Genomic DNA, 13,095 nt, shown 5'->3' with positions numbered 1-13,095 from the left:
GCATCACTGGACTGACCAAAAGATAAAGGTGCATTACTTTATCTGCGTAATCGGATACTTGCTATCAACTATCATCTGGAGAGAAGCAAGATTAAAAGCTGGTTATACCGGGAGCCTGGATGGATTATTGGACATGCTCAACAATATCAGACTGGCAACCATGCTGGAAGAATCGAAAAAAGCTGGTAATCCCAAAGCAAACTATTTGCTTGAAGTAATGAGCGAGCAAGAGGAAAAGATAATGTCAGCATTGGGGCTGGAAAACCTCCATCACGAACAACCTAAAATCAAAGAAGTTGGTGTATACAAATAAATAACGCTTATCTTTATGATAATCTATACCTTACAGCGTTTTACGCGCACTGTCGTAATAAACTCACGCTAGCTTATGCTTTTTTTTTACAAACATACTGCCTAATTACTTACACTTCAGTTCGCCAAATCCTTGAGATTTGAAAATGCAAATCGATATATAATTTGATAGTTCAGTTGCACAATTTGGAGGTATAGTTTATATCCGTTGATGAAACAACAGCTCATTTTCAGGCCTTTAGAGAGTGTTTTCTGAACTCCACAGGAGTTTTACCGGTTTTCTTTTTAAAGGTGCGGCAAAACTGCTGCTGGGACTCAAAACCGGAGGACATACATATCTCCTTAACCGAATACCCGCTGTTTTTTAACAGAAACTTGGCATGGTTGATCCGGATATTCAACAGGTAATCATAGGGGGAGAAACCTGTGTTCCTTCTGAAATACTTCCTGAACCAGGCGTAAGAGATCTTCAGTTCATCCGCAATCTCTTCCAGCTTTACTTTAGAGCTAAATTGCCTTTCCATAATGGACTTGGCAGTCAGGATGATCTCATCGGTCCGGCTGGTAATATTCAGAGCCTGCCTCTGCAGTAAAGTGGCTATATACCCCAGCATGTGGATCACCACTCCTGAAAGCACATATTCCGATCCTACAACATCGGTCTTTACCCTGTCAAATATGGCATTGAATAGCTGGAATATCCGGTCATCGACACCGATCCGGAATACCGGGTTCTCCCTGGATAACAGATGGCTTGACGACTTCAGCATACTGACCTCTCCACTGAATCCCACCCAGTTCTCGATCCATCCTGTTTGTTTGTCCGGCTTATAACGGTGCCATTCATCGGGAAAAAGAATAAAACCCTGGCCCGCAGAGAGGGTTGTCCTGCCGGCACTTTGTGTATCCAGCACACCTTGCCCTTCCGAGATAAATATCAGCTGGTATTCATCAATCACCCTTCCCTGCTGGAAGTTAAAATAATGGTGGTCCGGGTGATGACCGGGCGGATAGGCAACGCCCGGAACGATGCGGGTATGTCCGGCATTCACAACTCTCAGGTCGCTGAAGCCATATTCGCTGTTAACCTGTATATATTTATAAAAGTCCTCCAAGGTTTGCTAGGTAGTTCCGATAGATCAAAAAACACAAATTTTATGCCAATTTATGCATTGACTGATGCCTGTAAATTTAGGTATATTTAAGGATTGAAGTATTTGTTGCAAAACCAACGGATATTGAGCAAAAAAACAGCTTATGAAAATATTCCGATCCTTTCTGACTGCGTCTCTCCTTATTTTCATTGTTACTTATTTTTTAAGCGCATGCGGTGGCGGCAAAAAAAGTACCGGGGAGTATAAGCAACTTAAAAAATCCTTTGAGCGTCCCGATAATTCCGCACGGCCCGGTGTCTACTGGTATTTCATGGACGGCAACCTGTCCAGAGAGGAAATGACCGCAGACCTGGAGTCCATGAAAAAGGTAGGGATCGGGCATGTGCTTTTCCTGGAGGTCAATGTGGGCGTTCCTCAAGGACCGGTGAAATTCCTCAGTGAAGAATGGCAGGACTGCTTTGCCCATGCCGTCAGGGAATGTGAACGTCTGGGGATCGTACTGACCCTGGGATCTGGCCCCGGATGGACCGGCAGTGGCGGGCCCTGGGTGAAAATGGAGGAGTCCATGCAACACCTGGTTGCCAGCCGGATGGATTTAAGCGGTCCTCAGCAACTAAACAGAAAACTTGATATCCCGGATGGCAGAAATCCTTTTTTTGGGCTGGGACAATTCCCCCCTTCCATGAAAAGACAATGGGAAGCGTATTACCAGGATGTGGCTGTTCTTGCCTTTCCATCCACAGGGAACGGGGACCGCCTGGTTGATCCCGATGAAAAGGCGCTCTATTACAGGCCTCCCTTCAGCTCCCAGAAAGGAGTTAAACAGTATCTCCCGGAACCCTTACATAGTGCCGAGAACTTCAAGGGTAATCCGGTCGCAATCCCAAGAGGGGAAGTCATTGACATCAGTGAATATTTACAGGAGGATGGGACCCTCAACTGGGATGTTCCCAAAGGTGAGTGGACCATTATGCGCTTCGGGAGAAGGAACAACGGGGCCATCACCCGGCCCGCACCGCAACCAGGACTGGGATTTGAGTGTGACAAAATGAGCGCGGAAGCTATGAAACACCACCTGGAAACTTTCATGGTGCCGCTTATTGAGAGGATCCAGCCGGACCCTTCCAAAGCGGGGGGATGGAAAATGATCCACATGGACAGCTGGGAGATGGGAGCCCAGAACTGGACTGAGGGTTTCAGGGAGAAATTCAGGGACTTAAAAAGATACGACCCCCTGCCCTATCTGCCCGTATATACGGGGGTGATCGTTGGAAGCGTGGAAGAAAGTGAGCGATTTCTATTTGACCTTCGTACCGTGGCCCAGGAGCTCATCCTGGAGAACCATGTACAGTATTTCAAGGATTTCGGTAAGAAATATGGTTTGGGGCTTTCCATCGAACCTTATGATATGAATCCAAACACGGACCTGGATCTGGGTTCCTACGCCGACGTGCCCATGTGCGAGTTCTGGAATAAAGGCTACGGATTCAGCACCGGATTCAGCACTTTTGAAGGCACTTCCATCGCCAACCTCTACGGCAGGCCCGTTGTGGCAGCCGAAGCATTCACCTCCCATCTGGTAGCCTGGAGAAGCTATCCGGGATCCATCAAGAACCAGAACGACTGGGCCTTCTGCTCCGGAATTAACCGCCTGTTATACCACACCTTTGCCCACAAGGCACTGGGTGAACAGTATCGTCCGGGAATGACCATGGGGCCCTACGGGGTGCACTGGGACCGGGGACAGACCTGGTGGGAAATGTCCACAGCCTACCATGGCTATGTGGCGCGTTGCCAGGCCTTGCTTCAAAAAGGGAAAGGAGTGGCTGATGTCTTGTACCTGATCTCCGAAGGTGCCCCACATGTTTTCCTTCCGCCTTCTTCTGCGGTAGACGGAAATCAGTATCTGGAAGGCAACCAGGAATATGTATTTGACGCAGTAACTGACCAGATCCGGGTAGGCAGCAGCGTTAGCAAGGAGGAATTCATGCCCGATAGAAAGGGATATAATTTCGATGGCTGCAGTCCCAGAATCCTGCTGGAAAGGGCCCAGGTCAAAGACGGTAAAATCGTCTTTGAGGGAGGAGCCAGTTACCATTTGCTGGTTTTACCGAAAGTCAGGTCCATGACTCCTGAGCTACTGATGAAGATCGAAGAACTGGTAAAACAGGGAGCCACGGTCATCGGAACCCCGGTGGACCGTTCTCCCAGCCTGAGTGGTTACCCGGACTGTGACAAGGAGGTGAGAACGATCAGTGAAAGAATGTGGGGAGGCCTGGATATCCCGGCCACAGAATCTCGGATCGCTTATGGCGAAGGGGAGCTCCTTTGGGGAGGAGTCTATTCCGAAAACAGTGGTGATGAACTGTATCCCGATTATTCCAGCACCTCGGTTTACCTTGAGAACAAAGATGTTAAACCGGATTTCATGGCAGATGGCACCGTCCGATATATACACCGGCAATTAAATGGTCTTGACCTTTACTTTGTATCTAACCGGACACCGGAAAAAAACGCTGTAACATGCAGCTTCAGAACAGGTCAGGCCTACCCGGAGCTCTGGAATCCCATAAACGGGGAGATCAGGGTACTTCCAGATTATACTGAAACCAGCGGAACCGTAAGTATACCTCTGGAATTCGCCCCCTATGAAAGCTATTTCATTGTGTTCAGGAAAACAAAACCTGAAGCCTTTCCATCGGACCGGCAAAATTTTAAGCGCCGGACGAAAATCCTTACTCTTGAAGGCCCCTGGGAAGTAAAATTCGATCCTGATTGGGGCGGACCGGATAAGGTGGTCTTCGATCACCTGGAAGACTGGACAGAGAGGCCCGAGGAAGGAATCCGGCATTACTCGGGAACGGCAAACTACCATAATACCTTTGATTGTGAGCAGGCCGGTAAGGGGCCGCGACTATATCTTGACCTTGGTGAAGTCCATGTGATGGCCCGTGTCAGACTGAACGGCCAGGACCTGGGCGTTGTCTGGGCAGATCCCATGGAATTAGAGATTACTGATGAGGTCAGGAAGAGGGACAATCAACTGGAAATCCAGGTGGTGAACCTCTGGCCGAACTGCCTGATTGGTGATGAAAACATGGAGGAAAGCCAAACCCTTGATGGAAAATGGCCCGAATGGGTCCTCAGCAAGAACCAGATTCCCGGCGGGAAATATACTTTCACATCATGGAAGCATTACACGGATAATTCTCCACTGCTTCCCTCAGGCTTGAAAGGGCCGGTCAATATTCACCGTAAATAAATAAATGAACAGCAAACAAATATAGCATTAGATATGACCAGAATAGGATTATTTGGGATAGGTTTGGATACTTACTGGGACCAGTTTGAGGGATTGCTGGACAATTTAAAGACCTATCAGGCAAGAATCGGAAAAAAAATGGCCGGCCTTGGTGCCGAAGTGGTGGATGCAGGACTGATCGACAACCCGGTCTCGGCAAGGAAAGCTGCGGAAGACCTGCACAGGGAGGACGTGGACCTCGTCTTTCTTTTTGTTTCCACATATGCTCTGTCTTCCACCGTACTTCCTCTGGCTCAAAAAGTAAAAGTCCCCATTGTACTGCTCAATCTGCAGCCGGAACCCCAGCTGGATTACGATAGTTTCAACGCCCTTGAAGACCGGGGGAAGATGACCGGTATCTGGCTGGAAAACTGCCAGGCCTGCTCCATTCCGGAGATCGCTTCCGTATTCAACCGTTCAGGTATTGGCTACGATATCGTAACGGGATACCTGGAAGATCCGGAAGCCTGGATTGAAATCGAAGCCTGGATAGAGGCAGCAAGGGTGGCCGGCACCATGCGCAACAACCGTCTGGGCGTACTGGGGCATTATTACGGGGGCATGCTGGATGTCTATACCGACCTGGCCAAGCAAAGCGCCAGTTTCGGGACACATATTGAGCTGTTGGAAATGTGCGAGCTCAAGCGGCACCGGGATGAGGCTACGGACAATGAGGTTGAAGACAAGATCCGGGAGTTCTCTGAGGCTTTCGAGGTAGTCCCTGAATGCGAAAAGGAGGAAGTCGTGCGGGCAGCCCGCACCTCTGTGGCACTGGATAAACTGGTAAAAAATCACGATCTTGGATCGATGGCCTACTACTACGAAGGGCAGCCGGGCAACGAGTATGAAAACATGGTTACTTCGGTTATTGCCGGGAATACCCTGCTGACAGGGAAAGATATTCCCGTAGCCGGCGAGTGCGAGGTTAAGAATGTTCAGGCCATGAAGATCATGTCCGAATATGGTGTTGGCGGATCATTTTCAGAATTCTACCTGATGGACTTCAAAGAGGATATCATCCTGCTGGGCCATGATGGCCCGGCACATTCCGCCATCGCCGAGGGAAGGCTGAAACTGGTTCCCCTACCTGTTTATCACGGGAAACCCGGAAAGGGACTTAGTATTCAAATGACTGTAAAACACGGACCGGTGACCCTGCTGTCCGTGGTGGAGAATCCGGAGGGCATTTTTCTGCTGGTGGCTGAAGGCGAATCCGTACCGGGGGCTGTTCTGAACATCGGGAACACCAACAGCCGCTATCGATTTTCTATCGGAGTGAAGGAATTCATGAACCGCTGGTCGGAACAGGGCCCGGCCCATCATTGTGCCATCGGGGTGGGACACATTGCCGGCAAGCTCGAAAAATTGGGAAAAGTATTGGATATGAACGTCGTGAAAATATGCTAGCTCCATGAAAAAAACCATCGTTACGAGAGGTCATTTCTCCCCTGAAAGTGAATAGCAGTAACCCCTTTATTCTCGAAGGGGTGGGTGCTTCGGTGTAAATGAACGGGAAAACCTGCTACCTGAAAGATGCAGAGCGCATTTCTTAGCAGTCAGTGAAAAGGGGAGGAAACATTCGAGAATTTCTTCGAACCCCGGGCAGAAAAATACATTGTCGCAAAACCGCTCACGCCCTTTGACACGAAAGCCGGATGGCCGCAATATGTTAAACAGAACCGGAAGCCCGGAAATAACCGGGTAATAAAATAAAGCTACCACGGGATTCGAAATGAAGCTTCGGGGAACTAACCCCGAAGAAAATTAGAACATTAAGAATAGATTATATCCATGAGGAAAAGAAAAGAGAATTTCATCGTAATGGCCGCCCATCTGGGATCAGCCCTGCTCCTTAACCAGTACAATGGGAATAAAGAGAAGGCGGACTACTGTCCTGCGTTTCCTCTGCAAAACCGGGAACGATTTAATCGACCCGCCTTCACAGGCTTTATAAAAACCTCTTTTTCGAGAATACTGGTATTGACCTCAATGATCTTTATTGCCGCACAGGCTGTCTCTCAGCCAGGCTCCTTTGACGGCGACAAACCAGTGTTCGCCTATGATACTTTTTACTCGCAGGAATTCAACCCGACAGCCGGATGGGACCGGTTTAGATTTTACGGTCAGTGGAGCACACTCATGCCGAACATCTTTTTTGCAGCTGATATCAGCGACGGATACCTGAAATTCAAATGGATCGAAAAGCGGGTCATTTGTTCCAGGGAAAAGTACGAACAACCCTATATTTTTCAGGCAGATTATGACTATGCCACAGCGTCAAACCGGGCAGGCATGGTCATTCGGATCCAGAGTAAGACCGAAAGCATTCAGGAACCGGAATCGGATCCGGGTTTCAACCGGGAAGGGATTGCCTTTTATCCCTCTAAGGATGGGAATTACATGATTGTGCAGTTCTCGGGAGAAGACCTGGGCTATGCCAGCGGGATGGCATTTACCAGGATAAAGGTACCCAAACCTGAGGGCGTAGCCAACCTGTATGACCGTGCTATCCTGCGCATAGAGGATTTCGGAACTACGATCTATATCTATCACAACGGCACCCCATTCATCCGGATCGATTTTGACCCGCTTGTGGGGGAGCTTTATACTTCCGGCAGGGTCTATGATGCAAATGTTCTGGAAGTGGGTAGCTTCAACGGTATGGAGGTGGAAGCATCCGGTCTGGTTGCCTTTGCCACAAGGGATGCGGCACCCAGGCTTTACGGAACAAGCATTCATTATAATGAGTACTCGAAACCCGATGAACAGCCCATATTTCCAAGTTCGCCCAGGGACCTGAGAACCGACACCTGGGTGGCCACCGATGATCTGGGAAGGACCCTGCCCGGGTACGAGGAAGTGGGCCCGGTAAAGGATGACCACAGGCGTGTGGTGGGCATATTCTACATTACCTGGCATACGGAGGACCATTACACCAATTTTAAAAGCCCCTTTTCAGCAGATGTTACAAAGATCCTGGCAGCTGATCCGAACGCTCGTCTAGATGCCGATCATCCTCTCTGGAACAGGCCCACAATCAGCTACCATTGGGGAGAACCCGAACTGGGTTATTTCCTGTCCCAAGATGAATTTGTGATCCGGAGAGACATGGCCATGCTTGCCAATGCCGGTGTGGATGTTCTGGTCATGGATGTGACCAATGCCGTCAGTTACTGGGACGAATGGGAGGTGCTATTCTCCACCATGAAGAAGATGAAAGCCGAAGGCAACCATGTTCCCAAATTCTGTTTCTGGGCCTTTAACGGACCAGTTATTTCCGTAGTTCAGGATCTCTATGACTGGTTCTACAGGTCAGAACTGTATAAGGATCTCTGGTTCTATTGGGAAGGAAAACCCCTGTTGCTATACAATGCCAACCCCGATCCATTATATAACAACCCGAATCCCTATTACGATCCGGATGCCGTCACCAATCCGGACAATCCGAATTTCGGAGATCCCTACTATACAGAGGAATTTTATACGGACTATACCCAGGAAGTTAAGGATTTCTTCACTAACAGAAACATGTGGTGGGGTTATTACGAATGGCCGGTGGGTAGCGGAACCCGTTATGTGGGAACCGAGGATAACTGGAGCTTTGGCTATGATCTTCATAACGAAAACGTAAAAGTTCTGGAACCGGATGAACTGATCGCCACACATAATGGCATCAATGAACAGGCTGCGGTCTGCCCTGCCCAGCACCCTTTGTCCATGGTGGGAAAATCCTGGAGAAGGGAAACCGGCGAACCTGTCCTGAACAAATATGATATGCCTGTCTCTGCTTATGTGCCCTGGCTTGACCAGACGGTCACAAATCCCGAAGCCTATGGCATTTATTTTCAGGACCGCTGGGAGGAGGCGATTGCGTCGGATCCCCATTTCCTCTACATAAACGACTGGAATGAATGGTCGGCAGGAAAGTTCCATCCTGAAACCGGCACCTTCCCCTTTATGAATAGGAATAGTCCTTTTTATTTCGTCGACCAGTACAACGCAGAATTCAACCGGGCCATTCAGCCCATGAAAGATGGGTACAGGGATAATTATTACATGCAGATGGTTCAGAACATCCGGCGTTACAAGGGGATCCGCGAACACAAACTGCAGGTGGGTACCAGTGATATCAGCGTGGACCAGGCCTTCAGTGACTGGGAACAGGTGGAGAACGAATTCCTGGACGCCATTGGTGACGCTCGGCACCGGAACCACAACGGCTACGGCGGTCTGCACTATTCCAATGAAACGGGCAGGAACGATATCATGAGTTCCAAGGTTGCATACGATAATGACAGTCTTTACTTCTATGTGAAAACAGTCTATGATATAACAGCGCCGGATGATTCCAACTGGATGCTCCTTTTCATTGATGCCGACCGGAGAAACGGGACAGGCTGGGAAGGATATGACTATGTGGTCAACCGGGGCGAGAAAACAGCTTCACGGACTACGCTGCTAAAGTGGAACGGACTTGATTGGGGGAATCCCATCAGCATCCCCTATTGCCGTGAAGGCAACCAGATGGAAATCAGTATCCTGAAGGCAGACCTGCTACTATCCGCCGAAATTCCTGAATTTTACTTCAAATGGGCAGACAATCCTCAGCACCTGGAAGACATCAGCTGTTTCTTCAATGACGGCGATGCCGCCCCGGATCGCCGCTTTGGCTATAGTTTTAGTACAACAGCGGTAAATGTAGTCGAACAGTCACCATACAAGGAACTGAATATTCCCGGGATCATCGAACTGGAGGACTTTGACTTGGGAAGTGCAGGGGTGGCCTATGTGGATGTTTCCCTGGGAAACAGCGGGGGTGCATACAGAACGGACGTATCTGCAGATATCGCAAGTAAAGGAGAGAATGAATTTTACCTCACGGAGATCGCCAGCGGGGAATGGTTGGAATATACCGTTAATGTGAACTCCATAGGAATTTTTTCAGTGGACCTCACTTATGCAGCCGATTCGGCAGACCAGACGATCTCCCTGCTGATCAATGACCGTCCGCTGTATGAAGAGCTTCTGCTTCCGGAAACTGGATCGAAGGAAAGCTGGGACACGGCAAACTTCGAAGTAATCCTGAATTCCGGGAAACAGGTGCTCCGGGTGCTGGCAGAGAGCGTCACCGGCGGCCTGGTTTTGGATAAATTTGTTTTCACGGGAAAAGCAGTCGTTCAGCCGGGTAGCGGAACAGGCCTTTATCGCACACTCTATAACGGGATGGCAGGAGGCCGGGGCTGGTTTACCGACTCTCTCTGCTCCGAAGTGGATCCTGTCCTGGACCATGAATGGGCTGAAGGGGAGTCACCTGGGTGTGGGGCAAACACTTCCTTCTGGAACGCCAAATGGCAGGGATACATTGAACCCCTTTTTTCTGAAGAATACGCCCTAAGCCTTACGCTCAATGATAAGGCCAGGATGTGGATTGAAGGTGAACTGCTGTTTGACGCTTTCAATGAAAATCATTCCAACCAGACCCTGGATGTAAAGCTAGAACTGTCTGCCGGTGAAAAAACTCCACTGATCCTGGACTATGCCAACGCACAGGGCGACGGTAAAATCAAACTGGAATGGGAAAGTCCAAGCCAGAGGCGCGAAGTGATCTCTCAAAAGCAGCTTTATCCGAAAAATTTCACCACCACTGGTATGTATCCGAAGAAAGCTTTCGTCCCCTTCATTTATCCCAATCCGGCTAATCAGCTGCTTCATATAGAAGTACCTGCAGGGACCAGCGTTGAGATCCTCACAATGAGTGGGAAAGTGGTTTTCAACGCCTCTCTTGAGTCAGGCACTACAGGGTTTAATGTGAGTGGGTGGAATGCGGGATTGTACATTGTACGTCTCCGGAATGTCGCCGGAATCATCACCAGGAAACTAATCATTGAATGAATCGAATAATTCAAGCACAAAAAACGGTAAATCATGACATCAAAAGAAAGAGTACTTACCGCATTTCACAAGCTGCCCGGGGTGCCGGACAGGATGCCGCTGCAATTTGACCTGTGTAAACAACTGAATGATGCGTTCGGCAAGAAACTGGGTATCAAACCGGACTACGCCCTCTCCTATTATGAGGATCTTACCTACCGGATCTCGGCCAATGAGATTCGGACTCGACTGGGCAGTGACTGCGTGGTGGTAGGAGGAACCATTGCCTTAGGTTTTAATCCAAAAGTGGTTTCAGGAGATATTACCAGGAATGAATTCGGGATGCATATGAAACCCACCCCTCTTTACGTTGAGGTGGTGAAATGTCCCCTTGAAGAAGTCAGCTCGGTGGAGGATATTGAAGCCTACGCCATGCCCGATCCCTATGCTTCCGGCCGCTTTGAAAAAGCCAAAAGAGATATCGAAAATTTCGGTCAGGATTACTTCATCATAGGCGATGTGGAGTTGTCTCTTTTCGAGATGGCCTGGCATCTGACCGGAATGGAAAAGTACCTGTTGGCATTGATGATGGAGGAACCCTGGCTCGAGAAACTGAACGACAAGGTGGAGGAATTTACCACCGGTCTGGCCCTGCAACTAGTAGATGCCGGCGTGGAAGCACTTTGGTTCGGAGAGGATCTGGGGAGCCAGACCTCCACGCTGATCTCTCCGGATCAATGGCGCGAGGTATTTAAACCACGCCATCAACGCATGATCGAAAAAGTGAAAGAAAGGAACCCCGAGGTGATGATCATCATGCACTCTGATGGTGCGGTTGCCCCGCTTCTGGATGACTTCATTGAAATGGGTATTGAGATCTTCAATCCGGTACAACCAAACCTGCCAGGAAGTGATCCGCATGAGCTGATGGATAAATACGCGGGACGTATCAATTTCTTTGGCGGAATCGATCAGCAGAACCTGCTTCCCGGCGGGGACAAAGAAGCCATTACAAAGGAGATCCACCGGCGGGCTGACATTATGGGAAAAGGCGGAGGCTACCTCATAGCTCCGGCCCATATCTTGCAGGCGGATATTTCTGTCGAAACCGTTGAACATATGATCGCCAGTATGAAATCAGCCACTTTCTGACCTTGCCGTTTTGAAGCAATGGCATAAATTAACCCGGGATTTTTCAGAATTTGGATGAACGAACAAGGTAAAACCGCATCATCGTTTTCCATCACCTTGGCATCTGCTCCCTGTTCACGCTCCTTAGTAAAAAGACTGTATCATTACGTGCAAATAAAGTGTCATTTTGTGAATTGCGTTTTATGCACACGAAGGATAATTTTATTTTGAACGAGCAGATCGATCCAATGGTGTCAAACCAAAATTACAGAGAAACTACGGAAAATGTATATGAAAATGAACTGGAAATTGAAGATTGCCATTCTCATAACGGCTATTTTCAGTACGGGATATGTGTATGCTACAGGGACAATTTCAGGAAGGGTTTCCGACCAGTATGGGGCTCCTCTCGCCTATGCCAACGTGGTGATCACTCACAAATTCATCAACGGACAGCCGGAAGCCCTGAGGGCGCAGATCGGAACAGTTACTGTTGAAAATGGAGATTATACCATTACCGGTCTGGAGGCCGGCACCTATAAACTGAATGTGATCTACCTGGGTTATGATAGTGATACAAAGACTGTAAATGTGCCTGAAGGCGGTGCGGTGATCCACAACGTGAGCATGCAGAACCATACCATGGATCTGAAAGAGGTGATCGTTACCACACAGGCCAAAGGACAGATGGCTGCCATTAACCAGCAGCTCTCCTCGCTGACCATTAAGAACGTGGTGGCGGCAGACCGGATTATTCAAAACCCCGATGCCAATGCTGCTGAAGCCATCGGGCGCCTTCCGGGCATTTCGGTTACACGCTCCGGTGGAGAAGCCAATGATGTGGTTATCCGGGGAATGGCCCCCATGTATAATACTGTATTGCTTAACGGGATAGAGGTGCCTTCAAATAAAGGAGCAGAAAGAAGCGCCGGACTGGGCGGCCTTTCACAATTTTCCCTGCAGGGGATTGAAGTATTCAAAGCGATTACCCCCGATATGGAAGCCAATACGGTTTCCGGAGCAGTAAATATGAAGATGAAGAGCGCCCCGGAAGGATTTCACGGTAACATCATGGCACAGAGTGGCTACAATGCCCAGAACAACTATTTTGGTAATTATATTCTACTTTGACAGATTAACAGATTGTTGATAAAACCCCTGAAAACTCGAGGTTTTCAGGGGCATCGAAAAACATGATTTTCGTACCTTTAAGGTATGTTCAACACAAGTTAAAGATACAAAAGAATATGGAAAAACACTAACCGCAGCCCAGGGCAGGTTAGTTAACTAGGGTCTGCTGAAAAAGTCATTTAATAAAACATTATTTCTCGGCCCTGAGTACTGACGATTGTCCGTTGCTCCGCA

7 protein-coding genes are annotated in these 13,095 nt (G+C 48.8%); 6 read left to right on the top strand and 1 reads right to left on the bottom strand.

Features of this window, described 5'->3' with window-relative positions:
* A partial coding sequence (locus P1P86_15995; protein ID MDF1576688.1) for a hypothetical protein occupies window positions 1-313 on the top strand: 313 nt, incomplete at its 5' end.
* A 229-nt stretch (window positions 314-542) separates the two neighbouring features.
* Here the strand turns inward: P1P86_15995 and P1P86_15990 are convergent.
* Complete coding sequence (locus tag P1P86_15990) at window positions 543-1,427, bottom strand: AraC family transcriptional regulator (GenBank protein MDF1576687.1); 885 nt, start codon at window positions 1,425-1,427, stop codon at window positions 543-545.
* 142 nt (window positions 1,428-1,569) lie between these two features.
* Between P1P86_15990 and P1P86_15985 the strand changes: the two genes are divergently transcribed.
* From P1P86_15985 to P1P86_15965, 5 genes are all read left to right on the top strand, one after another.
* On the top strand, window positions 1,570-4,689 hold the full coding sequence (locus P1P86_15985; GenBank protein MDF1576686.1) for a glycosyl hydrolase: 3,120 nt from the start codon (window positions 1,570-1,572) through the stop codon (window positions 4,687-4,689).
* Between the two features lie 33 nt (window positions 4,690-4,722).
* Complete coding sequence (locus P1P86_15980) at window positions 4,723-6,135, top strand: L-fucose/L-arabinose isomerase family protein (GenBank protein ID MDF1576685.1); 1,413 nt, start codon at window positions 4,723-4,725, stop codon at window positions 6,133-6,135.
* Window positions 6,136-6,519: 384 nt separating this feature from the next.
* The gene (locus tag P1P86_15975) at window positions 6,520-10,620 is read left to right on the top strand and encodes a T9SS type A sorting domain-containing protein (GenBank protein MDF1576684.1); all 4,101 of its coding nucleotides are present in this window, start codon (window positions 6,520-6,522) and stop codon (window positions 10,618-10,620) included.
* A 33-nt stretch (window positions 10,621-10,653) separates the two neighbouring features.
* Window positions 10,654-11,751, top strand: coding sequence for a uroporphyrinogen decarboxylase family protein (locus P1P86_15970; GenBank protein ID MDF1576683.1), 1,098 nt, complete (start codon window positions 10,654-10,656; stop codon window positions 11,749-11,751).
* A gap of 276 nt (window positions 11,752-12,027) precedes the next feature.
* Window positions 12,028-12,861, top strand: coding sequence for a carboxypeptidase regulatory-like domain-containing protein (locus P1P86_15965; protein ID MDF1576682.1), 834 nt, complete (start codon window positions 12,028-12,030; stop codon window positions 12,859-12,861).
* Window positions 12,862-13,095: the final 234 nt, after the last annotated feature.

The sequence above is a fragment of the Bacteroidales bacterium genome (assembly GCA_029210725.1).
GTDB lineage: Bacteria > Bacteroidota > Bacteroidia > Bacteroidales.
The sequence above is the reverse complement of the archived record's forward strand: the minus strand, read 5'-3'. Positions and strand labels throughout refer to the sequence as shown.